Source organism: Mesorhizobium sp. KR9-304, assembly GCF_040049215.1.
Taxonomy (GTDB): Bacteria; Pseudomonadota; Alphaproteobacteria; order Rhizobiales; family Rhizobiaceae; genus Mesorhizobium_K.
In genome coordinates this window covers 115066-141815 of the sequence record NZ_JBDZDN010000003.1, presented here as the reverse complement: position 1 = coordinate 141815, position 26750 = coordinate 115066, and the positions used below count along the sequence as shown (strand labels likewise).

The following is a 26750-nucleotide window of genomic DNA, read 5'->3' as shown; positions in this document are numbered from 1 at the left end:
CGGACCGGGTGAGAAGCGACGCCGGAGAAAGACGATGCATTTCGTGACCGCGTGGCAGAAACGGAAGGCCTGTGGCAGGCTGGCGTTCGTCTGGCTCGCGGCGTCGTCCCTCGCCGGACCGGCGCTGTTGTCCGCCGGCCCCGCCGCCGCGCTCAGCGAGATCGGGCGCGAAGAGTTGCCGCCGCCCTCCGCGGCGCCGGGCGAGGACCCGGCTTTGCCGGGCATCCTGATCCCCGGCGATACAGTGCCGCCGCCGGATCCGCTCCAGCAGTCGTCCCCCGACGCGAACGACCCAGAAGATCTCGGCGGCGGGCAGAACGCGATCGCGCGGCCGGAGATCGACGAGAACGGGCCCCTGCCCGAGATCGTCTACAATCTCGACCGCCTGCCCGAACCCGTCCGGCGCATGCACGACCTGATCGTCGAAGCCGCCAAGAGCGGCGAGATCGAAAAGCTTCGCCCGCTGATCGGCCTCGGGGCCGCCACGACCCAGCTTTCCTTCGGCGACATCGAAGGCGATCCCATCGATTTCCTGAAGGGCTTGTCCGGGGATCCCGAAGGCCGGGAAATCCTCGCCATCATGGAGGAGGTGCTGAATGCCGGTTTTGTCCACCTCGAGGCCGGCACGCCCAACGAGATCTATGTCTGGCCCTATTTTTTCGGCATCCCGCTCGACAAGCTCGATTCGAGGCAGAAGGTGGAACTCTTCAAGATCGTCACCGCCGGCGACCTCGAGGACATGAAGCAGTTCGGGACCTACATCTTCTACCGCGTCGGCATCACGCCGGATGGTCACTGGGCGTTCTTCGTCGCGGGAGAGTAAGCGCGCCCGACTATTTCCGCAGCGCTTCGGAAAACTCGACCGGGCGTCCCTGCCCTTTCGCCACGATCTCGCCCTCCCACATGACGCGGTTTCCCCGCACCACCGTGCCGACCGGCCAGCCGGTGACCCGCTTGCCGTCATAGGGCGTCCAGCCGGCCCTCGAGCCCGCCTGAGCGTTGGTGATGGTCTCGGCCCGCTTCATGTCCGCAATCGTGAAATCGGCGTCGTAGCCGGCGGCAATGCGGCCCTTGCGGGCGATGCCGAAGATGCGGTTCGGTCCGTGGCTCGACAAGTCGACGAAACGCTCCAGCGTCAGGCGGCCGGCATTCACATGGTCGAGCATGATCGGCACCAGCGTCTGCACGCCGGTCATCCCGGAAGGCGACGCTGGATACGGCTTCGCCTTCTCCTCCAGCGTATGGGGCGCATGATCCGAGCCGAGCACGTCGACGATGCCTTGCGAAACACCGCGCCAGATGCCGTCGCGGTGGCGCGCGTGCCGAACGGGCGGGTTCATCTGCAGCAGTGTGCCCAGGCGCGCGTAGTCGTCCGCCGACATGGTCAGGTGGTGCGGCGTCGCCTCGCAGGTCGCAACGTCCTTGTGCGCTTCGAGGAAGCCGATCTCCTCGGCGGTGGAGATGTGCAGCACATGGATGCGCGCCCGCGTCTCGCGGGCGATGCGCACGAGCCGCTCGGTCGAGCGGAGTGCTGCGATCTCGTCGCGCCAGACCGGGTGCGAGGATGCGTCACCCGGCACGCGTTCGCCGAGACGTTCGCGCAGCCTGAACTCGTCCTCCGAATGAAATGCCGCGCGGCGCCGCGTATTCCTCAGGATAGAGGCGACGCCCTCGTCGTCCTCGACCAGGAGGTCGCCGGTCGAAGAACCCATGAACACCTTGATGCCGGCCGCGCCAGGCAGGCGCTCCAGCTCGCCGACGTCCTTGGCGTTCTCGCGCGTGCCGCCGACCCAGAAGGCGAAGTCGCAATGCATGCGGCCCGTCGCGCGCCTGACCTTGTCGGCGAGCGCCGCTTCGCTTGATGTCAGCGGGCTGGTGTTCGGCATCTCGAACACGGCGGTGACGCCGCCAAGCACCGCTGCGCGCGAACCCGTTTCCAGGTCCTCCTTGTGCTCCAGCCCTGGTTCGCGGAAATGCACCTGGCTGTCGATGACGCCGGGCAGAATATGCAGCCCGCGGCAGTCGACCCGTTCGCGGGACGAGGCAAGTGAAAGGTCGCCGATCGCGGCTATGCGGCCGTTGCTCACGCCGATGTCGCGTGCACCCTGCCCGTCGTGATTGACGACCGTGCCGCCTGTCAGGATGAGGTCGTAGGTCGCTGCCATGCCGTCCGGTTGCCCTTGCCGCCCCGCCCGCTGCGGCTTACGTAAAGGCCGCGCCATTTGCAAGATCAGGTTCCCGTCCGCCCATGCCGACTGCCCGCCTCGACGACCGCGCAATCGTCTCCGTTTCCGGCCCGGACGCGGAGCACTTCCTGCAGAACATCGTCACGGCCGACCTCGACGCGCTCAACCCCGGCGAAGCAAAACCCTCCGCGTTGCTGACCCCACAGGGCAAGATCCTGTTCGACTTCCTCATCTCACGCAATGGCGCCGACCGCTTCCGTCTCGAATGCCGCGCCGACATCGCCGACGATTTCGTGCGCAGGCTGGCCCTCTACAAGCTGCGCGCCAAAGTCGAGATTTCCAAGCAGGATGAATCGCTTGTGGCGGTTTCGTGGGGCGCCGATTCAACCGCTTCAGAAAATGATTCAGGCTGGCTGCGCGATACGCGCTTCCCGCCGTCGTCACCGGTCTGGCGGTCCTATGTTGATTGCGCGGCCGACGGCGACGTCGCCGGATGGCACGCATTGCGCGTCGCCAACGGGATCGCCGAGAGCGGCACGGATTACGCACTGGGCGACTCGTTTGCCCACGACGTCCTGCTCGACCAGATGGACGGCATCGGCTTCCGCAAGGGGTGCTATGTCGGGCAGGAGGTCGTATCGCGCATGCAGCATCGGGGCACTGCCCGCCGCCGCGTGCTGATCGTCACGGGCGATCGATTGCCTTTGCCGGGGACCGAGATCGTCGCCAACGGACGGTCAGTCGGCACCTTCGGATCGGCGGCCGACGGCAAGGGGTTGGCGATCCTGCGAATCGACCGGGTCAAGGACGCGCTCGACGCAGGCGTACCGATCGAGGCAGACGGCGTCCCGATATCGGTCGCCATACCGGCCTGGGCAACGTTCACCTATCCCGAGCAGGCGTCGGGCGAGGAGGCGTGATGGCCGACAGGATCGGCGCTCCGCCGCGCGCATGGCAACGCATGTTGTCGGGGCGCCGGCTCGATCTGCTCGATCCCTCGCCTCTCGATGTCGAGATCGCCGACATCGCGCACGGTCTTGCCCGCGTGGCACGCTGGAACGGCCAGACGGCCGGCGACCATGCCTTTTCCGTGGCGCAGCATTCGCTGCTGGTCGAGGACATCTTTTGCTCCCTGGTGCCCGGCCCCTCGCCCGACGCGCGGCTTGCGGCGCTGCTGCACGACGCGCCGGAATATGTCATCGGCGACATGATCTCGCCGTTCAAGGCGGCGGTGGGCGGCGGTTACAAGGCGGTCGAGCAGCGGCTGCAGCGCGCGATCCACATCCGCTTCGGTCTGCCCGCGGAACCTTCCGAGAAACTCAGGCACGACATCAAGCGGGCCGATCAGGTCGCCGCCTATTTCGAGGCGACCGGGCTTGCAGGGTTTTCGCTTGCCGAAGCGGCGCAGTTCTTCGGCAGGCCACGCGGTATTTCCGCCGACCGCTTCGACCTCGCCTGCAAACCGGCCAAGACCGTCCAGGCAGCGTTCTTGAAGCGCTTCGCTGCCATCGAGAAGGAGCGTTCCTGACCCGGGCTACCGCAGCCTAATGCTCACGGGAAGGCGAAGCCGCTTGGTTTCGGCCGGCCCCGCCTGTACGACAATTGTGGTGCGTTCGGTTGGCAGCCGCGCGAGCGGCGTCTTCGTCGCAACTCCGTCGGCCACCGTCAGCAAGCTGTCGTAGAACTCGGCGCCCGTCGCCGACCTCGGCGGAATCGCCTCGTGCATCACGCTGATCACGGTGACGCGCGGGCAATTGTCCTTGATCGCTTGATGGAATGCGATCCTGGCGTCCGGGTCGAGCGCGCCGGTCGCCTCGTCGAGGAAAAGCAGCCCGGGCTGCTGGAGCAGGATGCGGGCGGCGACAAGCTTCTGCTTCTGGCCGCCCGACAGAAGCTGGTCCCAGATGACGCCGTCGCGGCTTTCGCTGCCAAGCTGGTCGGCGAGATCGCCAAGTCCGGCCTTGACGAGAACCGCTGCAACATCGGCGCCCGAGTGCCGTGAAGCGGGATCGGGCAGGCAGACGAGTTCCTTGAGCGTCAGTTGCGGCAGCTTCACATCCTGCGCGGCGTAGAACGTCTTGACGCTTTCGGGAAACACGATATCGCCGCGACCGTAAGGCCACAGGCCGTTGATCGCCTTGATCAGCGAGGTCTTGCCGCTGCCGGACTCGCCCTTCATGTAGGTCCACTCGCCGCGCCGGAAGCGCACATTGCGGACGGTGAGGAACGGCGACGCCTGCGCGCCCTGGTGCATGAGGTCTAGATTGCGGATGGTGAGCCCGAACACCGGGTTCTGCGAGCCGTAGCGCAGTTCGCGGTTGCCGGTGCGCCTGTAAAAATCGTCGGGGTCCTGCACGTCTTCGATCGCACAGGCCAGATCGGTAATGCGACGGGCATTGGCTTTGAGCGTGGCAATTGCCGGCATGACGTCGATGAACCAGGAGCACTGGGCGATCAGCGAGTTGACCAGCTCGGCGCCGGTGACATAGCTCTTCAGGCTGATGTTGTTGCTGACATAAGGCAGCAGACCGGGCAGATAGGCGATGATGCGCGCAGCAAAGAAATTGTAGATGCGCTCGAACGACTGATAGGCAGTGTTGACCCAGTTGAGCTTCGCCCAGGTGCGGTCTATGTCGGTGTACAGGCGGGCGTGCATCTTTTTCTGTACATCCTCGCCGCGCGTAGCCGAAACGTGGAAGCTGCGCCTGAGAAGCATCGTCAGTTCCGCGCGATAGCTTCCCTCGGCGCGCTGCATGGCGATGGTCAGGCGTTCCATCAGCCCGCCCATCTTGAGCGCAAACCAGGTATTGAGCGGTACATAGATGCCGACCGCCGCGAAGGCCAGAACCGCAGCGGCGTAGGTACCGAGGAACTCAAGCCCGTCGATCGCCGTCGACTGCTCGATCAGCTTCTGACCGACGAAATAGAGCGATGTGATGACGCCCATCACGCCCATGGCGAGGCCGATCGCCCCGCCGGTCATGCCCTTGATCGATTCCTGTACACGCTGGTCGATGTTGTCGGGCGGGTCCACGCGCGCCCCGTCGGCATTCTGGCTGCCGTGCTGAAGGTGGAAGTGCGTGTGGTTTGGATCGAGCAGGGCGTCGTTGAAGCAGCTATCCAGCCAGCTGCGCCATTTGCGATGCAGGGTTGTCGAAACCAAATGGCGGCAGCCGATGATCAGGACATCCTTGAGCACGACCAGAAGGACAAGGATGACGGCGCTGCTCAAGAGATAGGGGAGCGGTTCGACGTTGGTTATGTCGTGGAAACGGGCGATCGAATTGACGAGGTCGCCGGAGGCTTCGGCCATCCATACGCTTGTCTTGCTGGCGGCGGCCGTGAACAGCGCGATCACGAAGGTCAGCGCCCACGCTTCCTTCCAGCGATCCGAGAACCAGTAGGCTCTCATCAGGCCCCAGAAACTGCGCATCGACGAAACCGGAGTCCGTGGCGGTGGCGCCTGAGCCTTGCCGTCGCGTCCCGATCCCCTCACAGGCAGCCGAGGTCTCACGACACTCGTCCGGTTTTCATTCCCACCCTTTGCCCCTTTTTTACCATGAAGATACCATGATTCGGGCATCTTCAAACCAATTGTCAGACAAGTGGCGGATTACCCTGGGTTATGCCAGCGGCGCTGACCTACCTTTCACGGGTCCTAATGATCTGTTCTGTAAGGGTTTTTCGTGATGCTTCTGCAAAAAGCTGCGATCCAGGTGCCGCCCTGTTACCGTCCAGGCCGGTCCAACCGGTCGAGAAACCACTGGGTGAGTCGGATCCAGACCTCGTCCTTTTCGCCAGAATCCTCCCAGCCGTGGTCCAGGTTCGGATTGTCGTTCACCTCTATGATGAACACGCCGTCCTTCGTCTCCTTCAGATCGACGCCGTAGAGCCCGTCGCCTATGCAGCGGGCAGCCTTGACCGCCGTCTCCACGACAAGCGGCGGCGTCTCCTTCAGGGTGAACGTCTTGATGCCGCCCTGAAGCGGCTTGCCGGCACGGTCGTGGTTAACGATCTGCCAGTGCTTTTTCGCCATCAGATAGTGCACCGCGAAGAGCGGCTGGCCGCCCAACACGCCGACCCGCCAGTCATAGTCGGTCGGCAGGTATTTCTGTGCGATCAAGAGGTCGGAATCCTCGAGCCACGTCGTCGCCAGCCGCTTCAACTCGTCCAGGGAAGAGACCTTCTTGACGCCGCGCGAGAACGAGCTGTCGGGAATCTTGAGCACCAGCGGGAAACCCAGCTTGTCCGCCGCCACCTCAAAGTCAGCCGAACTCGCGATCATCACAGTCGGCGGAACGGGCACCTTGTTGTAGGCCATCAACTCGTTGAGATAGACCTTGTTGGTGCAGCGGATCATCGACAGCGGATCGTCGATGACCGGCATGCCCTCCTGCTGAGCGCGGCGGGCGAAGCGATAGGTGTGGTTGGAGATCGACGTCGTCTCGCGAATGAACAGCGCATCGTAATTGGCGAGCTTGGCCAGATCCTTCTTTGTGATCGGCTCGACTTCGACGCCCATCTTTTCCGCGATCTTCGCCCAGTAGCGCAGCGATGAAATTTCCGACGGCGCAAGCGCCTCGTTCGGATCGACCAGCGTTGCGAAAGTGTAGCGCGACGGCGTGCGCGCCTTACTGTCGCGCCACTCGCGACTGGTGTAGGCGTCGAGGCTGGCAAGGAAACGCGTCTTCTCCTCGCCCTCCAACCGGATCACGGGCAGGAAGCCGATCTTGCGAATGGAGGCCCATTCCATGCTGTCGCGTATCGACACCTCCAGCGTCGGCGCGCGAAACCAGTCGAACAGTAACTTGGCGAACCGGTCCCAGGCCTTGGAGGGACCAATGCCGAAAAAGAAGGACACCTTGGCGGGAAACGTGCCGCCAAGCTCCTTGCGGCACTTGTTGAGCGCGAGTTCGAGTTCGGGCAGCGCCGCCTCGTAGAGCTTCGGCTCAGAGAGGTCGATGATCGTCTCGACTGTCGGGATGACCCTGTGCCCGCGCGAACTCGCGAGCAGCGACGCGTAGTAGCCGCGGCTCTGATAGCCGTAGCTGTTCGACAGGTTGATGACCTTCGGGCGCTGACCGCGGAACAACGAAGGATGTGCGAGATAGTCTCGATTGGTGATGATCTTGTGCGGCGTCGCCACCTGGTCGAGGTCGCTCTGCCTGCCGGTCAGGATAACCCAGGTCATCGGGACGCGCGCCTCGAAGTCTGCTCAGCCAGCCTGGACAACGATCCACTCGTGGCGAAAGTTGCGTTGCCATTTCCAATTCGGGCCGCGGACCCGCTCGCGATCAGCGGCTTTTCCATGCGAAGCGCGGTCATGCCGTCCTGATAGTAGTCGGACTTGCTGCCTATCCGCCGAAAACCGGCGCGTTCATAGATCGACACGGCGCGCGTATTGTCTTGGCGGACTTCAAGCCGCAAGAAACGCTTTCCCTCCGCGACGGCGGCTGCTTCGGCGGCCTGCACCAGCGCACGCCCGATGCCCTGCCCCGCCATGTCCGGAGCAGTCGAAACGGAGTAGAGGCGAGCGGTCGCACTGCCCGCCCGAAGCAGCACGATGCAATAACCGGCGACCTCGCCGCCGATGTCGGCGACGAGCACGGTCGCAGAGGGCCGGCCGATCAGGCGGCGAAGGGATTGGCGCGACAGCCGGTCGGTCTGGAAAACTGCATTCTCGATCGCCAGCAAAGCGTCGACATCACTTGCGCGAGCCCGGCGGATGTCGGCAACCATGCGGAAAACGGAAGCCTCGTGATTGAGGGAGAAAGGGTCTGGTGGAACTGACGCTGCCCGGGCCTGTCACGCAGGGGCAATCATCGCGCTATCGCTCTTTGATTTGGGCTGAATTGTGGCGCGGCGCAAGATGATCAACAGGGCTTTCCTCCGGAGACTTTCCGCGAGGCGGCGCACTTTCCGACGGCACCGCGTCAGGCTGCTGCCCGCCGCCGGGAAGACGTCTCACGCCATGCCTGCGCCAGCCAGCATTTGGCGGTAGGCTTTCCGTCCGACATCGAGCAGTTGTTCCTGCGGCAGCGTGCCTACCACGGCGCAGCCCCAGCCTTTGTCCAGCCAATAGACGGCGCTCGCGTCGCCGGTTTCGAGCTTGTAGATTCCCTTCGCCTTCTCTTCCCCTTCGGCGGTCACATATATCGAAATACGGTTGCCCTTCGCGTCTTCATAGAGCAGCAGCGCTGCCGCCTTCTGGCCTGCTGGCAACAGCCGCCCGCCGACCAGTTCGAAGCCCTCGGCCGTCAGGTCGGGCGCGATCAGCGTCAGGCCAAGCCGCTTCGACAGCCAGCCGAGCAGATGCTCCTTGTCGTTGGCGCCAACCTCGACGGCGTGGCGCTGTTCCGCTGCGTAGATCGTGTGGGCGGCGATCGCCTCTTCAGCGAGTTCATCCTCGGCCTGCGCTTCGAGGCCGACGCCGCCCATGCCGGCAAAGTAACCTCCGCCTGCGCCGATCGCGAGAAGCAGTGCAGCTGCGGTCGCCATCCGCCAGCGCGGCGCACCGGCCGTCGGTCTCCTCGCCTCCCCGGTGACAAGATTCGTCAGGCGGTCGGGCGCACGTTCATCAAGGACATCGGCGAAGACGTCCCGCAGGCGCGCCCGGTCCGATTCGAAACGAACGCTCCTCGCCTTCATTTCCGGATATTCATCAAGCCACGCCTCGTAGTCGGCGCGTTCCTCCTGGGGCAGTTCGCCGTCGAGCGCCATGTGGATGTCGCGTTCGCTGAAATCGCGCCGGGTCATCGCTCGACCACCCTGATGGCGCGACGGCGGGCGACGTCGTCTAACAATCCACGCAACTCCTCGCGGCCGCGCGCGACCCGGGACATCAGCGTGCCCGCCGGAATGCCGAGCATCGTCGCGGCTTCCGCATAAGAGAACCCTTCGATGCCGACGACCACGAGCGCCGCGCGGCGCTCGGGGCTGATCGCCTGCAGGGCGTCCATGATCTCGCGCGAAGCGATGCTTTCGACCTGCTCCGCCGGCGACGACATGGCCTCGGAATCGTCGAGCGTCAGCATGATGACCTCGGCACGGCGCTTCGTCTTGCGCGCCTGATCGACGAAGAGATGGTGCATGATCGTGAAAAGCCAGCGCCGCGGGTTGTCGCCGGTGCGCCAATTGTCCATGCGCGCAAGCGCGCGCTCAAGACAATCCTGCACGAGGTCGTCGGCCGAATCCGGGTCACGCAACAGGGCGCGTGCGTAGCGCCTGAGACGGGGTATCTCCGCAAGGATCGCCGCCTTTCTTTCGTCCATGCCGGCCTGTCTCTGCCACAAATCGTCTTGATTGAACCCCTGTTCGCCACGTTGCACAAGCCGGGCGTCAGCCACGGTCCTCCCGCATCACTAACGACAGCACGCATCGGTTTCTTCCAGCCTTGCATCAATGAGATTGAAGCAATCCATGCGACCTATTCATTTTGCGCGGTCAGGCCGATGGAGTAGAAAACGTTTCTTGCGGAGAATTTAAATGACCGCCTCGACACAAACCCAAGCCCCTGCCGCAGCAAGATCGGGCGCAGCAAGATCGGTCCCGTGGCTGATCATCATCTGCGGCTGCCTGATCGCAGCGCTGACTTTCGGGCCGCGCTCGGCCATGGGCTTCTTCCAACTACCCATGCTCGCGGATAAGGGCTGGGACCGCACAACATTCGGTCTCGCCATGGCGCTGCAGAACCTGTTCTGGGGGCTCGGCCTGCCGTTTTTCGGCGCCATCGCCGACCGCTACGGAACCTGGCGCGTGCTCACGCTAGGGGGTCTGATCTACGCCACCGGCCTCTATCTCATGGCCATCGCGGACAGCCCGACAATGCTGCACGTGGGCGGCGGCGTGCTCGTGGGCCTGGGCGTCGCCGCAGGTTCCTTCTCAATCGTGCTCGCGGCCTTCGCCCGGCATACGCCGCCAGAGAAGCGCTCCATCGTGTTTGGCATCGGCACCGCGGCCGGGTCGGCCGGCATGTTTCTCTTCGCGCCGATCAGCCAGGGCCTGATCGACACCTATGGCTGGTCGGACAGTCTGATCATCATGGCGGTGATGATGCTCGCTATTCCCGTTCTCGCCATGCCGTTGCGTGGCAGTTCGCACAATGCGGCGGCAAGCCAGGCCATGCAGCAGACGATCGGCGGCGCGCTCAGCGAAGCCTTCGCCCATCGCAGCTACACGCTGCTCGTCTCGGGATTTTTCGTCTGCGGCTTCCAGGTCGCGTTCATCACCGCGCACTTCCCCGCCTATATCGGCGACCTCGGCATCGATGCGCGCTATGCGGTGATTGCGCTCGCGCTGATCGGCTTCTTCAACATCATCGGCTCCCTCTCGGCAGGCGTCATAGGGCAGCGCTATTCGAAGCCGAAGTTCCTCGCCGGGATCTATATCGGACGTTCGATCGCGGTCACGGCCTTCCTGCTCCTGCCGCAGACGCCAACCAGCGTCATCGTCTTCGCCATCGTCATGGGCCTGCTGTGGCTGTCGACCGTGCCGCCGACAAACGCGCTGGTCGCCATCATGTTCGGCACGCGCCACCTCGGCATGCTCGGCGGCGTCGTGTTCCTGTCGCACCAGATCGGCTCGTTCCTTGGCGTCTGGCTCGGCGGCTACCTCTACGACCGATTCGGGAGCTACGATCCGGTCTGGTGGCTCGGCGTGGCGCTCGGCATATTCGCCGCGATCGTCCACTGGCCGATCCAGGAAAAGCCCGTCGAGCGGCTGCAACTGGCGCCGGCGGAGTAGGCTCGGCGCTACGATGCAGGGGCGGCGGTCGACCCCGCCGCCCTGGTCAGCAGCTTCTGGTAAAACAGCCCGATGCCGATCAGAACGGCGCCGAGACCGATGAAGGAGAGCGCGCGCAGCACGCCTTCAAGTTCGGACATGTCGAAGATGAAGACCTTGGCCACGGCGACAGCGATCAGCACCGCCGAGGCAATGCGCAGCACCTGCGACTTCTGCCACACGCCAGCGACCAGCAGCGCCACGCCCATGGCGAGCCACAGTGCGGAATAGGCGTAAGTTTCGAGCTGGCCCATGCCGGCCCAGTAGCCGATGTGCTCGCCCTGGAACAGCCGCCTCACCGACAGCGTCGCATAAACGAAGAGCAGCGCCGAGGCGAGCAGCCCAAGCATTGCGGAATACCATTTCGGGCGCCTGCCGCGCGCATAGAGCGCGAGCGCCCCGGCCGCGATCGCCGGCAGCAGATAGGCGAGGAAGAGCAGGTTGAAGAACGGGATCTTGCCGGTCGACTCGTCGGTGACGACCGGATTGAGCACAATGAAGTGCTGCGACGCGACCAGCGCCACCGACACCACGCCTGCGGCAAGGGAGCCGATCCGGAGCACCGAGCTTGGCGAGCGCAGGTCGAGCGCGACCAGGATCGCACCGGCGCCGATGGCGATCAGCGTGTAGATCGCCTGTTCGGCAAGCGTCGGCGCGTTCGTGTTGATGACGCCGCCGTTCATGGCGTGGCGCACGATCATCGCGAGCGTCAGCAATGTGAACAGCGCCGCGGCGGCCTCCATGACCAGACGTGGCCTGCCGGCGGTCGTGCGCGCAAGCTGCCAGGCGGCGAAGCCGAAGGCGAGCGCCGGCACGCCGTAGCCGGGCAGCAGCGCGTTGAACACCGGCGTCCTGCTGAGCATCGCGCCGACGATCGTGGGGTCGAAGGCGGCACGGCCGAGAACGACGATGACTGCGCCGACCGAGAGCCATCCGAGCACCGGGTAGGTCCGCATCCGCGTTGCCAAGGCCGGCACGACCGCGAGCAGGCCGGCGAGCATCGTCGTCCACAGCGGACCGAAAGCCATGTGCAGCATCAGCATCGCGGCAACTCCGGCACCGAGCAGTGCGAAGGAAACGGCGAGCCCTCCCGTGAGCGGTGGGGCTTCGCGGCGTGCGATTGCTTCGCCGCCGGCGACAAGGACGGCCGTCAGGACGAGGGCCGCCGCCGCATAGCCGAGGTCGCGGTCGAGATCGCCGAAGGCGACCCACAGCGACACGAGCACGACCAGCGGCACCAGCGTTCCCCAGCCGGCCCAGGCCGCCGCCCGTGCCTGGTCGGAACCAGCGCTGCGCCATGCGCTCCAGAACCCGTCGACGAGGAAGATGATCGCAAGCACGATGCCTGCCGGACGAAGCGCCGAAACGTAGGGCGACGCCGCGAATCCTTCGAGTAACACCTCCCCACCGGAGAACTGGAAGGCGAACGATCCGGTCAAGGCCGCCTGCGCATGCACGAGCACGGTGGCGATGCCGGCAGCATGCAGCAGCGGCAGGCCGGTCGGACGGTAGAACGCGACGACCAGCATTGCGAAGATCAGGACGGCGCCGTAGGGGATGCCGCCGAGCGCCTGATATTCGGGCCCGGCCAGGAGCAGAGCCGCCGTCAGCGCCAGGAAAAACGCCGGCACGATGGTCGGCCAGTCAAAGGTATTCGAAGCGCCACCGTCCATAGGCCTCAGCCAGATGAAAAAGAGCGTCGCGAGCGTAACCAGGCTGACGAACATCAGCACGATGAAATCGGGGATCGGCGCCTCGCCGAGATAGACGATCGTCCACAGACCGATGCCGACGAAACCCGCCGAGGCGAGGAATTTCCAGTCGCGCATCCGAGCGATCGCGGTGTTGGCGACGAGCACGATCGCCAGATAGCCGAACAGCGCCCAGACGTTCGGCGATTGCGACGAGACCAGCGCGGGGGTCGCCATGGAGCCCAGGAGGCCAAGGCCGGCCAAGGCCTGGCCGTGCACCAGCGCGGCCGCGATCGAGCCGACGCCGATGACGCCGAGCAGAAGGAAGGCGAATGTCGGGCCGATGAAGCCGTAGATGCCATGTGCGGCGTAGACCGTCCCAAACAGCGTGAAGGCGCCAGCCGCGGTCAGTATGCCCGGCACATAGGCGCCAGCGGCGCCCTCGACCGGAACCTTGAAGCCAGTGCGCCGGACGAACTCGCCGCCGCCGACCAGAACCAGCCCGAGCAGCCCGGCCATGGCGAGGCGCACGCCGGGGCCGAAAATACCGGCCTCGATCGAATAGCGAACGAGGAACAGTCCGCCGAGCGCCAGCGCGAGGCCGCCGACCCACACCGCCCAGCGCGTGCCGAGCGCCGTCTCGATGTCGGGGCTTTTGGGGGCGGTATCCGACCCGGCCGCCATCGCCGGCTCCGCCTGCACGGGCTCGGAAGTCACCGACGCATCCGAGGCGGATGCGGCAACAGCCCTCGCCCATGGGCCTGGCTCTGACGACGTCTCCGCGGTCACGGATTGCGAGGTGTGCAAAAGATCGGTTGTCGACGTTTCCACGACGGAAGCTTCGGCACCCACATCGGCTTGCGCGGCCTTTGGCTGTTCGACCGCCGGCGGGTTGGCCAGAATGGAAGCGCGCAGCGCTCCGAACTCGCGCTCGAGCCGGCGGATGCGGCCGTTCTGGCGCGCGACGACGACGATCAGCGCAACGATGGCGATGGTGCCGATCAGACTGTCGAACATGTGCTCCTCATGCCGCGCTTTCCCCGCTGCCCCCCGACGGCCCGGCATGGCGCCGGCGCAGCGCACCGATAAACGCCGCACGGGCTTCGGGTTCGCCGAAGCCGCGCGGCTCGTAGAGATGGCGGGAGAAGAAAAAGCCTGTCAGCCGGAACGCGTCTTCAATGGCGCCGGCGTCGGCGCGCAGCCCCGCATGAAGCAGGAAATCCGGCAGCGCCAGCATCCGGTCGCGCCACGGTTCGCCGGCGCTGCGCGACACCGCTCGCCCGGACTTCGGCGACACATAGGCCAAGTCGCTGCGCACGCCCGTCGCGGCGCATTCGGAAAGGTCGAGGCCGAAACCCAGTTCGTCGAGCATCATGATCTCGAAGCGCACGACGAGTTCCCCCGCGGCCCGCGGATCGTCGAGATGCTCGATGACCAGCCCAAGCGTTTCGTAGAGCCGCTCATGCGGGTCGCGCTCGGGCAGCAGCCTCAGATGCCCGGCGAGGGTCTGCAGGCCGTAGATCGCGGCCGCGCTGTCGAACAAACGTGCCGCATTGAGGTCCAGCGCCTCGGTCTGGAACGTGCCGAGGTGTTCGTCGAGCCGCGCGCGCCACAGGAGATCAACACGGTTTCCGGCCTGCAGCACGGGCTGCTGCTTGCGCGAGCGGCCGCCGCGCACGAGGCCGAGATGCCGCCCATGGCGACGTGTCATCACCTCGAGAATGGCGCTGGTCTCGCCATGTCTGCGGGTGCCGAGAATGATTCCCTCGTCGCGCCATTCCATGGATACAGCCTTCCACCGCTTGCACAACGAAATCAAGGATGTCCCCAGGGTTCAAGATTTATGAGACCGGTGCTCAAGCCAAGCTCCACCGTCGCCACGCGGGGTCCTTTCGCTCACGGGCCGCAACGCTGCCTGCGGCAGCTGGCCCTCCGCCCCTTCGACAAGCTCAAGAGGCGCCGGATGACCGGCGACCCGCGGTCGCGGGCTCGGCCTTCGGCCGGAGGGCGTGCTTCACCGTTGCCACGCCCGGCAATCGCCGTCTGGCCTTTGTCAAAGAACACTGCTCGCCACGGGAGCAGTAGTCGGGAAGCGGGGCACGGGGCCGAGCCTCTCAATTATAGTTACGTGGCCGGTTTCCCGCGCCCCGCCGGCGTTCTTGCCCTACCTGGAGGGGACGCAGCGAATTTTATCACCGCGCGACCTCGGTCAGGGCCCGGACCTCAGGGCTCATCACCCAGCCGCGCCACCGTTAGCGCGACCGATCCGGCGCCGCCGCCCTCCCCTGATCCCCGGGTGCGCACCAGGGTTCCCGCGTGGGCGATGGCGTAAGTATCGCGCAGGCGGAACAGGCGTGAATGAACAGGCGCGATTATTTTTCGATATCGAAGGAAATCAACGGGTTGGCCGGAGAGGCTCTCCACGCCGCAGGCCCGCAACCTTTCCCAGAGATCACTGCCCACGACTGATTTGTCCGCCCCAGGACGCCTGCCTGTCTTGGCAAATCGCAACTATCTGACTAAAGTCAGATAAATGGACAGGCCATTCATAGAACAGGTCCGCAGCTTCAATCGTGCGGTCACGCTCCATACCGGCGCGCTCGACGACAGCTATCTCGGACGCGGCCGGCCGCTCGGTCAGGCGCGGCTGCTGTTCGAGATCGGCCCGGAGGGAAGCGACATACGGTCGCTGCGCGAGCGGCTCGGCCTGGATTCGGGCTATGCCAGCCGGCTGCTGAAATCGCTCGAAGCCGAGGGTCTGGTCGCGGTGGACAGTGACCGCAGCGACAAGCGGCGGCGGCTGGTGACGCTTACGGCGAAAGGCCGGCTGGAACATGCCGCCTACGACTCGCTGTCGGACGATCTTGCCCGATCGTTGCTCGACGGCTTGAGCACAGGCCAGCGCGACCGGCTCGTCGCCGCCATGGCGGAAGTCGAAGCGCTGATGAATGCGGCGGCTGTCACGATCGATGCCGAGCCCGAGAGTAGCGCCGATGCGCAGCGATGTGTCGGGGCATATTACAGGGAACTCGACGATCGTTTCGACGGCGGCTTCGACCCGGGCAATGGCGGCTATGCCGGCAAACCCGCGGCGGCCGATGCGTCCGGCGTTTTCCTGGTCGCGCGGCTGAGGGGAGACGCGATCGGATGCGGCGCGCTGAAGCCGATCGACGCGCATACCGGCGAGATCAAGCGCATGTGGATTGCCCCCGAGGCGCGCGGGCTCGGCCTGGCGCGCCGTCTTCTCGAAGCGCTGGAACACGAGGCGCGGCAGTCCGGACTGACGCGCATGGTGCTCGACACGAACAGGTCGCTGCTTGAGGCTCAGGCGCTTTATCGCAAGGCCGGCTACCACGAGACCAGACGCTACAACGACAACCCCTACGCCGACTTCTGGTTCGAAAAGGAACTCGGACCGGAGGCGCACGCTCCATGAAACGGAACTGCTCTTTGCCCTCTTCGCGACGGCACGATGACGTTGCTGATCGGTACTGCCCGATTCAGTGAAGGTTAAGCAGCCAGAGAGCAGGGTCTGGCCCGCAGTCCAACGCTGGAGAGTGTCGATGCCGATAGCCGTTCGGGCGCTTGCTTTTGTCGTCCTCGTGCTGGGCATGGCCGGAATGACGCCGCCTGCCGTTGCGCAGGACAAGGGCGCGGTTCGCGTCACCTCCGACGTCCAGTACGAATATCTCGACCGCTGGGACGTCGAACGGCTGAACACGATTGTCACCGTCGATACCCCGAAATTCGCCGGCATTCCCGTCACCTACAGCGCGGCGCGCAACGCGGTGAAGCTCTACCGCGTGACCTATTCGTCGGTGGTGCCCGAGCGCGGCAACAAACCGATCGTGGCAACCGGCCTGATCGCCATCCCCGATGCCGCCGGCGCGACGTTTCCGATGGTGTCGTATCAGCACGGCACCGTTTACGGCAAACAGGAGGTGCCGTCTTTCCCCGAGCAGTCGCCCGAGACGCAACTGATGATCGCGCAGTTCGCCGGTCAGGGCTACCTCGTCATCGGCGCCGACTATTTCGGCATGGGGTCTTCGAAAGAGCCTGAAGGCTACATGGTGAAGGCGAGCCACCAGCAGGCGACCTATGACATGCTGATGGCGAGCGGGGCCGTCTTGGATCACATGAAGCTTGCGAGCGGCAAGCTGTTCATCAGCGGATGGTCGCAGGGCGGATTCGTGACGATGGCCTTTCTCGAAAAACTCGAGAGCGCCGGCGTGAAGGTCGAAGGCGCGGCGACGGCGAGCGCGCCCGTCGACATTTTCGTCGCGCTCAACGGCTTTCTCAATTTTCCCCGCAAGATCGATGCGGTCTGGGTGAATTCGCTGTTCATCCTGTCGTCGTTCGCGTTCGAGAACTATTACGGCGTGCCGGGGCTGGCGCGGTCGCTGTTCACCTACGAGTCCTATGACATCGCCCGCAAGGTCTATGAACGCGAACCGTTCGATCCGGCCGATGTGCCGTCCGACCTGCACAAGCTCATCCGTGCCGATTATTTCGACGCGCAGTATTTCGCAGCGTCGGCCTATGGCAAGCTCGTCGCCCAGACGACGGCCTATCGCTGGATCGTCAAATCGCCGGTGCGCAACTATTACGGCGAGACCGACGAGGTGATTACGCCCGGTCTCGGCCGCCTGGCGATGACTTATCAGAGCGCCATCGGAAACGGCAATCCAGCGGTCGAGGCGGTTTCAACAGGCGACACGACGCATCGCGGCACCTTTGCCAGCGCCGTGCCGCAATGGAAGGCCTGGTTCGACGGGCTGTAAAGCGGCGCCGGCAGCGGACCGCTGACGCCTTACCTCGGAAAGTCCAGGCCCATCTCGCGGTAGCGCTCGGGATCGTCGCCCCAATTCTCGCGCACCTTCACGAACAGGAAGAGGTGCACCTTCTGGTCGAGTATGTCGCCGATCTCCTTGCGCGCGGCCTGGCCGATCGCGCGGATCGTCTCGCCCTTGTGGCCGAGCACGATCTTCTTCTGGCTGTCGCGCTCGACATAGATGACCTGCTCGATGCGCACGGAGCCGTTCTGCTTTTCCTCCCATTTCTCCGTCTCGACATGGGAGGAATAGGGCAATTCCTGGTGCAGCCGAAGGTAGAGCTTCTCCCGCGTGATCTCGGCGGCAAGCTGACGCATTGGCAGGTCGGAGATCTGGTCCTCGGGATAATACCACGGACCTTCCGGCAAGGCCTGCGCGAGATAGTCGAGAAGGTCCTTGCAACCCGAGCCGGTCAGCGCGGAAACCATGAAGGTGCGCTGGAATTCCACCCTGTCGTTGGCAGCCTTGGCGAGGTCGAGCAGCGTCTCCGGCTTGACCCGATCGACCTTGTTGAGGATCAGCACTTTCGGCTGCATCGCGGTCGCGACCTTGTCGAGCAGCGTGTCGGCGTCGCCCTTGATGCCCCGCTCCGCATCGATCAGGACGAGGACGATATCGGCATCCTTGGCGCCGCCCCAGGCGGTCGTCACCATCGCCGTGTCGAGCCGGCGACGCGGCTTGAAAATACCCGGCGTGTCGACAAAGACGATCTGGGCATCGCCATGGGTGGCGATGCCGCGCACGATCGCGCGCGTCGTCTGCACCTTGTGCGTGACGATCGACACCTTGGCGCCGACCAGCTGGTTCACCAGCGTCGACTTGCCGGCATTCGGCGCGCCGATCAGCGCGACGAAGCCCGAACGCGTCCTGGGGCTCTCCTCGGTCATCACACTGGAACCTTCTCGGCCGTCCACACGCCCTCGCGCAAAAGAAAGGCGGCGGCTGCCGCCTCCTCGGCCGCACGACGGGAACTGCCGCTTCCGGTCATGGGGCTGTAGCCGTTCACCTGCACGGAAACGGTGAATACGGGCTGGTGGTCGGGACCTTCCCGGCTCTCGATGACATAGACCGGGCGCCCGTCGCTCGACTTGGCGATCCACTCCTGCAGCTCACCTTTCGGATTGACCGGCTTGTCGACCGCCCTCAGCGAAAGCGGCTCCCAGTAGCGCAGGACGAAGGCGCGGGCTGAGTCGATCCCGCCATCCACATAGATCGCGGCGATCAGAGCCTCGACGGCGTCGGCGAGATAGTTCCCCCCGGCCCGGCGTGCGCCCGACGTCAGCGCCGAATCGGCGCGCATGTATTTGCCGAGTTCCATTTCGGTCCCGATCATGGAGCAGGTGCGCGCGTCGACCAGGGCGTTGAAACGAGGAGCAATCTCCCCTTCCCTGGCGTCTGGAAACTGCTTCAGCAGCATGTCCGCGACAACGAGCCCAAGGACACGGTCGCCGAGGAACTCCAGGCGCTCATTGTTGCTTGCCGCCTTGACGGCGCTGGAATGGGTCAAAGCCGTTTCCAGAAGGCGCAGATCCTTGAATACGTAACCGGTCCTGGCCGCGATTTCCTTGGCCAGTGCTTCGCCTGTCGGACGTTTCAAGGGCATGCAGCCTGCCCTCTCAATGCACCCAGTTGAACAGCCGCGACGGACGCATCAACGACGGCCACTTCCAGATCTCGAGCGGGCTGGCGCCGCCGGCAATCGAGAAGAAGATGATGTTGGCGCGGCCGACCAGGTTCTCCTCAGGCACGAAGCCGACGGTGAAGCGGCTGTCGGTGGAATTGTCGCGGTTGTCGCCCATCATGAAATAATGGCCCGGCGGCACGACGAACTCGCGCGTCTCGTCGCCAAGCCCGTTCTGCGTCAGGTCGAGCGTGTCGTAGGATACCCCGTTGGGAAGCGTCTCGCGGTAGACATCCACCGGACGGTCGACCTCGGTAATGTCGGGATTGTCGATCTCGCCGACTTTCACGCGCGGCACCGCCTGATCGTTGATGTAAAGAATGCCGCCGCGCATCTGAATGCGGTCGCCTGGAAGGCCGATCACCCGCTTGATGTAGTCGAGCGAGGGATTGGGCGGGAACTTGAACACGGCCACATCGCCGCGTTCGGGCGGCGTATCCCAAATCCGGCCGGAAAAGAGGTTGGGGCCGAAAGGCAGCGAATAGCGCGAATAGCCGTAAGCCCATTTGGTGACGAAGAGATAGTCGCCTTCGAGCAGCGTCGGCCGCATCGAGCCGGACGGGATCGAAAAGGGCTGGAAGAACAGGGTGCGGATAACCAGGGCAAGCAGCAGAGCCTGCACGATGACGCTGACGGTCTCGCCAAGCCCGCCTGATTTCTTCTCGGTTTTGCCTGCCACGCTCATGTCGTCCTCGATTGTGCGCCGATGGGTATAAGGGGTGAAGCGGGATGGGGCAATCACAATGCCGACAGAGGCCCCCCGAGACGGGACCGAGACGGCGGGCGCCCGCCGGCGACCTACCGATACGGAACCGCTTCTATGACAACGAACGCCTGCGCCATCGGAAATTCGTCCGTTATCGTGAGGTGGATGACCGCGCGGTGATCGGGAGGCACAAGCCGTTCGAGCTTTGCCGCCGCGCCGCCGGTCAGATGCATGGTCGGCCGGCCGCTCGGCAGGTTGACCACGCCCATGTCACGCCAGAACACGCCTTCGGAAATGCCGCTGCCGAGCGCCTTGGAACAAGCCTCCTTGGCGGCGAAACGCTTTGCGTAAGAGGCGGCGCGCTGCGCCCGGCCTTCCGCACGCGCCTTCTCGACATCGGTGAAAATGCGCGCGACGAAGCGCTCGCCATGCCGCTCCAGCGATTTCTCGATACGCCGGATGTCTATCAGGTCGCTGCCGATGCCGAGGATCATTATAGGCCGCTCAGATGTTCCGGCTGCCCGGCTTCACTGCCGGAATTTTCGCGAGTTCCGGCGGAAGCCGATCGGCCGGATAGGCCGGCACCTCGTATTCGGCGAGCGCGACCAGCGGCACGCCTACATCGGTCTTGCCCGCCGAGCGATCGATGATGCAGGCAGCCGCAAGCACCTCGGCGCCGAGATCGCGCAGGCACCGGATCGTTTCGCGGATGGAAAGCCCGGTGGTGACGATGTCTTCAACGATGACCACCCGTGCGCCCTTCTCGATCTCGAAGCGCCGCAGCCTGAATTCGCCGCCCTCGCGCTCGACCCAGATCGCGGGCACGCCGAGATGGCGGGAGGTCTCATAGGCCGGGATCAGGCCGCCGATCGCCGGCCCGACCACATAGTCGATCCGGCCGGGCACCTCGGCACGGATCTTGGCGGCCAGCGCCTTGCACAGCTTCTCGGTCTTGTCGGCATGCATGAAAACCCTGGCCTTCTGCAGGAAGATCGGGCTTCGCAATCCCGAAGTGAGGATGAAATGGCCCTCCAGCACCGCGCCCGCCTCACGGAAAATCCCTATCACTTCGCCGGTGTCCATCGCCGCCCCAATTCAGCCGTTCACGCGCAGCGCATTGCTGACGCTGGTGTTGTCCTTGAGCTGCGTCAGCAGCCGGTTCAGATGCTTCAGATCCCAGACTTCGAGGTCGATCAGCATTTCGGTGAAATCGGGCGCGGTGCGGATCATAGACAGCGAGTGGATGTTCGCATCGTTGACCGCAATCACCTGGGCGATCTCCGCAAGCGAACCGGGCGCATTGATGGCGGTCACCGAAATGCGCGCCGGAAACCGCTCCTTGTTGCTCTCGTCGATGTCCCAGCGCACATCGATCCAGCGCTCGGGCTGGTCGTCGAATGCCTGCAGCGAGGGTGACTGGATCGGATAGATGGTTATGCCCGAACCCGGCTGGAGAATGCCGACGATGCGGTCGCCCGGCACGGCGCCTTCCTCGGCGAACCGCACCGGCAGGTCGCCACCGACGCCGCGGATCGGCACCGCGCCGTCCTTCGCCTCCGGCTCCGCCTTGTCCTTGCCCTTGCGGCCGCGGGCCGGAAGCTGGAACAGCATGCCCGCGGCATTGCGCAGGTTGAACCAGCCCTCCTCGCGCTGCGGCTTCGGCTGGTGCGGCTGCGTGACGCGCTCGTCCTTGAAGTCGGGGAAAACCGCCCGCATGACATCGCTCGAGGCAAGCTCGCCGCGCCCGACGGCAGCCAGGACATCCTCCACATCCTTGCGCGCCAGCCTGTGCAGGACGGACTTCAGGCTTTCCTTGCCAAAAGTCTTGCCGGCGCGCTCGAAGGAGCGTTCCAGGATGCGCACGCCGAGCCCCGAGAACTGCTTGCGGATGGCGATCTTGGTGGCGCGGCGGATCGCAGCGCGCGCCTTGCCGGTCACCACCATCGATTCCCAGGCGGCGGGCGGCACCTGCGCCTTGGAGCGGATGATCTCGACCTCGTCGCCATTCTTCAGCTCGGTCATCAGCGGCATGATGCGGCCGTTGACCTTGGCGCCGACACAGCTGTCGCCGACATCGGTGTGGACGGCATAGGCGAAATCGATCGGGATCGCACCGCGCGGCAGCGCGATCAGCATGCCCTTTGGTGTGAAGCAGAAGACCTGATCCTGGAACAGCTCCAGCCGCGTGTTTTCGAGGAAATCCTCCGGATTGTCGCCTTCCGCCAGCTGCTCGATGGTGCGCCGCAGCCAGGCGTAGGCATTGGTTTCGCTGGAGATTTTTTGCCCGGCGCCATTGGTCTTGCCGATGCCGTCCTTGTAGAGTGCGTGGGCGGCGACGCCATATTCGGCAATGTCGTTCATCTCCCGAGTACGGATCTGCAATTCGATACGCTGGCGCGACGGACCGACGATGGTCGTGTGGATCGATCGGTAATCGTTCTGCTTGGGCGTCGAGATATAATCCTTGAAGCGCCCCGGGACCATCGACCAGGCCGTATGGATGGCGCCGAGCGCGCGGTAACAGTCGTCGACCGAGCCGACCAGCACCCTGAAGCCGAAAATGTCGGAAAGCTGCTCGAAGGACAGCGCCTTCGCCTCCATCTTGCGAAAGACCGACCACGGTTTCTTCTGGCGGCTTTTCACCTCGGCATCGATGCCGTGCTTCTCGAACAGCCCGGCGAGCGAGCGCTCGATTTCACCGACGACGCCCTTGTTGCGCTCGAATACGCTCGCCAGCCTCTCGGTCACGGTCCGGTAGGCTTCGGGATTGATGTAACGGAAGCCGAGCTCCTCCAGCTCCTCGCGCATGCCCTGCATGCCCATGCGCCCGGCGAGCGGCGCGTAGATCTCCATCGTCTCCTCGGCGATGCGCAGACGCTTGTTATCCGGCACGTGGTCGAGCGTGCGCATATTGTGCAGCCGGTCTGCAAGCTTGACGAGCAGCACCCGCACGTCCTCGGAGATCGCCAGCAGGAGCTTGCGCAGGTTCTCCGCCTGCTCGGCCTTCTTGGAGACGAGGTCGAGCTTCTTCAGCTTGGTCAGGCCTTCGACGAGCCTGCCGATGTCGGGACCGAACAGTTCGTCGATCTCGGCCCTCGTCGCCGTAGTGTCCTCGATGGTGTCGTGCAGAAGCGCGACCGCAATCGTCGACTCGTCGAGATGCATATCCGTCAAGATCGCGGCGACTTCGAGCGGATGGGAAAAATACGGATCGCCCGAGGCGCGCTTCTGATGGCCATGCTTCTGCATGGCATAGACATAGGCCCGGTTGAGCAGCGCCTCGTTCACGTCAGGCTTGTAGCGCTGAACGCGCTCGACAAGCTCATATTGACGCATCATGGGCGAAGTTCCGCAGCCAGAAATAGATCATGCGCCGCAAAGGTTTACGGCGCATGTCATAGATAGCTACCAAACGGCCGTCACGAAAGTGGCGGCGGTTGTTCCAATCGGCGAAGTCTAGAAATCGTCGCTCTTTTCCGGCGGCACCAGTCCTTCGATGCCGGCGAGCAGTTCCTCTTCGCTCATGCGGTCGAACACGATCGTCTCTTCCGGCTCATCGGCATCGGCGGACGCGCCGGCGGTCGACTGGTCGGTCAGTTCCTGGCCGTCGCTCTCGGGCTCGTCGACTTCGACATGCTTCTGCAGGGAATGGATGAGGTCTTCCTTCAGATCGTCCGGCGAAAGCGTTTCGTCGGCGATTTCGCGCAGCGCCACGACCGGGTTTTTGTCGTTGTCGCGCGGGACGGTGATCTGCGCGCCCTGGCTGATCTGCCGCGCCCGGTGGCCGGCCAGAAGGACCAGTTCGAAGCGGTTGTCGACCTTGTCGATGCAATCTTCAACGGTTACGCGGGCCATTCATGTGCCCCTTTCATGTCTTGGATGTATTGGAAAACAGGCGCGGTCCATAACGCGAAAGGCCGTGGATTACAAGCATCAAGACCCGTGGCCGGCCGCAACCGGCGGTATCTATTCCTGCCGGGTCATCCAATCTGGCACACGACGGCATCACATTTTCTTGTAAAGCGGCGGAATTCCTTGGAAATGACGGTTTTGCGCCGATAGGTTGGAACCAAGATATCCGAATTCGATTTCTCGGATACCGGACACATATCGAGAACATATTGGTCTAGATCGTTTTTAGAAGGGTCCCGGGCATGTTTGATCCCCGCGAGAAGATTGCACTGTTCATCGATGGCGCCAACCTTTACGCGACCTCCCGCGCACTGGGCTTCGACATCGATTACCGCAAGCTGCTGTCGAGCTTCCAGAAACGCGGATATCTGGTCCGGGCCTACTATTACACTGCGCTCGTCGAGGACCAGGAATACTCGTCCATTCGCCCCCTCATCGATTGGCTCGACTACAACGGCTTCAAAGTCGTCACCAAGCCGGCCAAGGAATTCACAGACGCGACCACCGGCCGCCGAAAGATCAAGGGCAACATGGATATCGAGCTGACTGTCGATGCCCTGGAACTTGTCAAGCACGTCGATCACTACGTCATCTTTTCCGGCGACGGCGATTTCCGCACCCTGGTCGAGGCGCTGCAGCGGCATGGCCGAAAGGTCAGCATCGTCTCGACGATGGCCTCGCAGCCGCCGATGATCTCGGACGATCTGCGCCGTCAGGCCGATAATTTCATCGACCTGATGTCCCTGAAGGGCGAACTGGGCCGGGAACCAATTGAGCGGCCGGCACGCCGGCCCGAGCCTGCTGAAATCGAAGACAACGATATCTGAACCGCGATCATGACGATCGCACCGGTCGAGCCGTCGCGCGACTGCCCGCTCTGTCCGCGCCTCGCCAATTTCCGCGACCTATGGCGCGAGCGCGCGCCGGGTTGGTTCAATGCGCCGGTGCCTACTTTCCTGCCTCCCGAAGGCCCTGAAGCCGTTCGCCTCCTCATTGTGGGGCTTGCGCCCGGCCTGCGCGGGGCAAACCGGACGGGGCGCCCCTTCACCGGCGATTACGCCGGCGACCTGCTCTATTCGACGCTCATCCGTTTCGGGCTGGCGCGCGGCCAGTTCCTGGCGCGGCCCGACGACGGGCTGGAATTGGTCGGCACGGCGATCGCCAACGCCGTGCGCTGCGTGCCGCCCGAGAACAAACCGACGCCCGCCGAGATCACCACATGCCGCCAGTTCCTGACCCCGATGCTCGTCGACCTGCCGAATCTGCGCGTGGTGCTTGCGCTTGGCGCGATTGCGCATCAGTCGACGGTCAGGGCACTGGGACAGCGCATCGCAGCGATGCCGTTCAAACATGGGGGCCGCTACGAGGCCGGCGGCGTCTCGCTGTTTTCGAGTTATCACTGCTCGCGATACAACACGAATACCGGCGTGCTGACGGAAGAGATGTTCGTGAGCGTTTTCAGAGATATAGCAGGGTTTTTGGCGGAATAAATTCAGGGCCTCTTCAAGCACTGTCGACGCCCTCGCGTCCTCAGCCCCGCTCCTTGAGCAGACGGCCCTTTTCCCGCGACCAGTCGCGCTGCTTTTCGGTCTCGCGCTTGTCGTGCAGCTTCTTGCCCCGTGCGACCGCCAGAAGCAGCTTCGCCCGGCCTTGATCGTTGAAATAGATCTTGAGCGGCACCATGGTCATGCCCTCGCGCTCGACGCTCTGGCCGAGCTTCGCCATCTCGCGCTTGTTCAACAGCAGCTTCCGCCGCCGCCGCGGCTCATGGTTGAAGCGGTTGGCCTGAAGATATTCGGGCAGGTAGGAATTGATCAGCCAGATCTCGCCGCCTTCGAGCGAGGCGTAGGAATCCTGGATATTCGCCTGTCCCTGCCGCAGCGATTTCACCTCGGTGCCCGTCAGCACGAGCCCGGCCTCGACGGTGTCCAGCACCTCGTAGGAGAAACGCGCCTTGCGATTCTCAGCCACGGTCTTGTTGTTCGGGTCGGCTTTCCTGATCTGGTTCATGCGGGCTTAGGTGGACGCGCCACGTCAGTTTATCAAGCCGGCGAACTTCATCGCAGCGTCGATCTTTTCGGCCGTCGATTCCTCTACCGTGGTCAGCGGCGAGCGCACGACGTTCTCGACCTTGCCCAGACGCGACAGCGCGTATTTCGCGCCCGCAAGGCCGGGCTCGATGAAGATCGCCTTGTGCAGAGGCATCAGGCGATCCTGCAATTCGAGCGACTTCTCCTTGTCGTTGTCGAGCGTCGCAGCCTGGAATTCGGCGCAAAGCCGCGGCGCGACGTTGGACGTCACCGAAATGCAGCCGACGCCGCCATGCGCGTTGAAGCCAAGGGCGGAGGCATCCTCGCCGGAGAGCTGGATGAAATCCTTGCCGCAGGTCATGCGCTGTTCCGAGACGCGCTCCACCTTGCCGGTGGCGTCCTTGACGCCGGCGATGTTCTTGAAGTCGTTCGCGAGCCTGCCCATCGTCTCCGGCGTCATGTCGATCACCGAGCGCGGCGGAATGTTGTAGATGATGACGGGCAGGCTCGTCGCCTTGGCGACCGCCGAGAAATGGGCAATGAGCCCTCGCTGGGTCGGCTTGTTGTAGTATGGCGTAACGACCAGCACCGCGTCGGCGCCGGCCTCCTCAGCGAACTTCACCAGCCCGACCGCCTCTTCGGTATTGTTCGAGCCGGCGCCGGCGACGACCGGCACCCTGCCCCTGGCCGCATCGATGCAGGCCTTGACCACCTGGCGGTGCTCGTCATGCGACAGCGTCGGCGATTCGCCTGTCGTGCCGACGGGAACCAGCCCGCTGGTGCCCTCGGCGATCTGCCAGTCGATGAACGCGCGAAAGGCTTTCTCATCGAAGCGCCCGCTCTTGTCGAACGGCGTCACGAGCGCGGTGAGCGAGCCTCTCAGCATGATGCGGTACTCCAATCGAACTTAGGTGCTATGTTCGGGTTTCCC

Annotated in this window: 26 protein-coding genes; 8 read left to right on the top strand and 18 right to left on the bottom strand. The window is 64.2% G+C overall.

The window, feature by feature from the left end; all coding sequences use genetic code 11:
• The first annotated feature begins 34 nt into the window (after positions 1-34).
• Positions 35-823: a hypothetical protein gene (locus ABLE71_RS16870; protein ID WP_348784634.1), complete on the top strand. Its 789-nt coding sequence runs from the start codon at positions 35-37 to the stop codon at positions 821-823.
• 10 nt (positions 824-833) lie between these two features.
• Here the strand turns inward: ABLE71_RS16870 and ABLE71_RS16865 are convergent, their stop codons facing one another.
• Entirely contained in the window at positions 834-2165 is a 1332-nt protein-coding gene (locus tag ABLE71_RS16865; RefSeq protein WP_348784633.1) for a dihydroorotase, read from the bottom strand.
• A gap of 83 nt (positions 2166-2248) precedes the next feature.
• Here ABLE71_RS16865 and ABLE71_RS16860 point away from each other — a divergent pair, with 83 nt between their 5' ends.
• Both ABLE71_RS16860 and ABLE71_RS16855 read left to right on the top strand, forming a co-directional pair.
• On the top strand, positions 2249-3106 hold the full coding sequence (locus ABLE71_RS16860) for a folate-binding protein YgfZ (protein ID WP_348784632.1): 858 nt from the start codon (positions 2249-2251) through the stop codon (positions 3104-3106).
• Positions 3103-3714, top strand: coding sequence for an HD family hydrolase (locus tag ABLE71_RS16855; protein ID WP_348784631.1), 612 nt, complete (start codon positions 3103-3105; stop codon positions 3712-3714). The genes ABLE71_RS16860 and ABLE71_RS16855 overlap by 4 nt, the downstream gene beginning before the upstream one ends.
• A gap of 6 nt (positions 3715-3720) precedes the next feature.
• On the opposite strand, the gene ABLE71_RS16850 is transcribed toward ABLE71_RS16855, so the two are convergent.
• The 5 genes from ABLE71_RS16850 to ABLE71_RS16830 all read right to left on the bottom strand — a co-directional run bounded on the left by ABLE71_RS16850 (position 3721) and on the right by ABLE71_RS16830 (position 9457).
• A complete protein-coding gene (locus ABLE71_RS16850) occupies positions 3721-5619 on the bottom strand; it encodes an ABC transporter ATP-binding protein/permease (protein WP_348784630.1) in 1899 nt (632 codons plus the stop codon).
• Between the two features lie 294 nt (positions 5620-5913).
• Positions 5914-7377, bottom strand: coding sequence for a RimK family protein (locus tag ABLE71_RS16845; RefSeq protein WP_348784629.1), 1464 nt, complete (start codon positions 7375-7377; stop codon positions 5914-5916).
• The gene (locus tag ABLE71_RS16840) at positions 7374-7925 is read right to left on the bottom strand and encodes a GNAT family N-acetyltransferase (RefSeq protein ID WP_348784628.1); all 552 of its coding nucleotides are present in this window, start codon (positions 7923-7925) and stop codon (positions 7374-7376) included. The genes ABLE71_RS16845 and ABLE71_RS16840 overlap by 4 nt, the downstream gene beginning before the upstream one ends.
• Positions 7926-8150: 225 nt before the next feature.
• A complete protein-coding gene (locus ABLE71_RS16835; protein WP_348784627.1) occupies positions 8151-8942 on the bottom strand; it encodes an anti-sigma factor in 792 nt (263 codons plus the stop codon).
• The gene (locus tag ABLE71_RS16830) at positions 8939-9457 is read right to left on the bottom strand and encodes an RNA polymerase sigma factor (protein ID WP_348784626.1); all 519 of its coding nucleotides are present in this window, start codon (positions 9455-9457) and stop codon (positions 8939-8941) included. Before ABLE71_RS16830 ends, ABLE71_RS16835 begins: the two co-directional genes overlap by 4 nt.
• Positions 9458-9671: 214 nt before the next feature.
• Here ABLE71_RS16830 and ABLE71_RS16825 point away from each other — a divergent pair, with 214 nt between their 5' ends.
• Positions 9672-10928, top strand: coding sequence for an MFS transporter (locus ABLE71_RS16825; protein ID WP_348784625.1), 1257 nt, complete (start codon positions 9672-9674; stop codon positions 10926-10928).
• A gap of 8 nt (positions 10929-10936) precedes the next feature.
• Here the strand turns inward: ABLE71_RS16825 and ABLE71_RS16820 are convergent, their stop codons facing one another.
• From ABLE71_RS16820 to ABLE71_RS16810, 3 genes are all read right to left on the bottom strand, one after another.
• A complete protein-coding gene (locus ABLE71_RS16820) occupies positions 10937-13675 on the bottom strand; it encodes a DUF2339 domain-containing protein (protein ID WP_348784624.1) in 2739 nt (912 codons plus the stop codon).
• Positions 13676-13682: 7 nt separating this feature from the next.
• The gene (recO, locus tag ABLE71_RS16815; RefSeq protein WP_348784623.1) at positions 13683-14441 is read right to left on the bottom strand and encodes a DNA repair protein RecO; all 759 of its coding nucleotides are present in this window, start codon (positions 14439-14441) and stop codon (positions 13683-13685) included.
• Positions 14442-14881: 440 nt separating this feature from the next.
• On the bottom strand, positions 14882-15121 hold the full coding sequence (locus ABLE71_RS16810; RefSeq protein WP_348784622.1) for a hypothetical protein: 240 nt from the start codon (positions 15119-15121) through the stop codon (positions 14882-14884).
• Positions 15122-15191: 70 nt separating this feature from the next.
• Between ABLE71_RS16810 and ABLE71_RS16805 the strand changes: the two genes are divergently transcribed.
• Both ABLE71_RS16805 and ABLE71_RS16800 read left to right on the top strand, forming a co-directional pair.
• On the top strand, positions 15192-16094 hold the full coding sequence (locus ABLE71_RS16805; protein ID WP_348784621.1) for a helix-turn-helix domain-containing GNAT family N-acetyltransferase: 903 nt from the start codon (positions 15192-15194) through the stop codon (positions 16092-16094).
• Positions 16095-16278: 184 nt separating this feature from the next.
• Entirely contained in the window at positions 16279-17439 is a 1161-nt protein-coding gene (locus tag ABLE71_RS16800; protein WP_348785137.1) for an alpha/beta hydrolase, read from the top strand.
• A gap of 29 nt (positions 17440-17468) precedes the next feature.
• Here ABLE71_RS16800 and era read toward each other — a convergent pair whose 3' ends face one another.
• From era to rpoZ, 7 genes are all read right to left on the bottom strand, one after another.
• On the bottom strand, positions 17469-18377 hold the full coding sequence (era, locus tag ABLE71_RS16795) for a GTPase Era (RefSeq protein WP_348784620.1): 909 nt from the start codon (positions 18375-18377) through the stop codon (positions 17469-17471).
• Entirely contained in the window at positions 18377-19093 is a 717-nt protein-coding gene (rnc, locus tag ABLE71_RS16790) for a ribonuclease III (RefSeq protein ID WP_348784619.1), read from the bottom strand. The genes era and rnc overlap by 1 nt, the downstream gene beginning before the upstream one ends.
• A gap of 13 nt (positions 19094-19106) precedes the next feature.
• Positions 19107-19856 carry a signal peptidase I gene (gene lepB, locus ABLE71_RS16785; protein ID WP_348784618.1) on the bottom strand — a complete coding sequence of 250 codons (750 nt, stop codon included), beginning with the start codon at positions 19854-19856 and terminating at the stop codon, positions 19107-19109.
• 113 nt (positions 19857-19969) lie between these two features.
• Positions 19970-20371 (bottom strand): holo-ACP synthase, encoded by a 402-nt coding sequence (gene acpS / locus ABLE71_RS16780; RefSeq protein ID WP_348784617.1) that lies wholly within the window; start codon positions 20369-20371, stop codon positions 19970-19972.
• 10 nt (positions 20372-20381) lie between these two features.
• A complete protein-coding gene (gene pyrE / locus ABLE71_RS16775) occupies positions 20382-20960 on the bottom strand; it encodes an orotate phosphoribosyltransferase (RefSeq protein WP_348784616.1) in 579 nt (192 codons plus the stop codon).
• Between the two features lie 12 nt (positions 20961-20972).
• Positions 20973-23216: a bifunctional (p)ppGpp synthetase/guanosine-3',5'-bis(diphosphate) 3'-pyrophosphohydrolase gene (locus tag ABLE71_RS16770; protein ID WP_348784615.1), complete on the bottom strand. Its 2244-nt coding sequence runs from the start codon at positions 23214-23216 to the stop codon at positions 20973-20975.
• A gap of 117 nt (positions 23217-23333) precedes the next feature.
• Complete coding sequence (gene rpoZ / locus ABLE71_RS16765) at positions 23334-23732, bottom strand: DNA-directed RNA polymerase subunit omega (protein WP_348784614.1); 399 nt, start codon at positions 23730-23732, stop codon at positions 23334-23336.
• A 299-nt stretch (positions 23733-24031) separates the two neighbouring features.
• Between rpoZ and ABLE71_RS16760 the strand changes: the two genes are divergently transcribed.
• Together ABLE71_RS16760 and ABLE71_RS16755 are read left to right on the top strand one after the other, a co-directional pair.
• The gene (locus ABLE71_RS16760) at positions 24032-24616 is read left to right on the top strand and encodes an NYN domain-containing protein (protein ID WP_348784613.1); all 585 of its coding nucleotides are present in this window, start codon (positions 24032-24034) and stop codon (positions 24614-24616) included.
• Between the two features lie 9 nt (positions 24617-24625).
• Positions 24626-25279, top strand: coding sequence for a uracil-DNA glycosylase (locus ABLE71_RS16755; protein ID WP_348784612.1), 654 nt, complete (start codon positions 24626-24628; stop codon positions 25277-25279).
• 40 nt (positions 25280-25319) lie between these two features.
• Here ABLE71_RS16755 and smpB read toward each other — a convergent pair whose 3' ends face one another.
• Together smpB and dapA are read right to left on the bottom strand one after the other, a co-directional pair.
• Entirely contained in the window at positions 25320-25799 is a 480-nt protein-coding gene (smpB, locus tag ABLE71_RS16750) for an SsrA-binding protein SmpB (protein WP_348784611.1), read from the bottom strand.
• Positions 25800-25823: 24 nt separating this feature from the next.
• The gene (gene dapA, locus ABLE71_RS16745) at positions 25824-26705 is read right to left on the bottom strand and encodes a 4-hydroxy-tetrahydrodipicolinate synthase (protein ID WP_348784610.1); all 882 of its coding nucleotides are present in this window, start codon (positions 26703-26705) and stop codon (positions 25824-25826) included.
• Positions 26706-26750 lie beyond the last annotated feature (45 nt).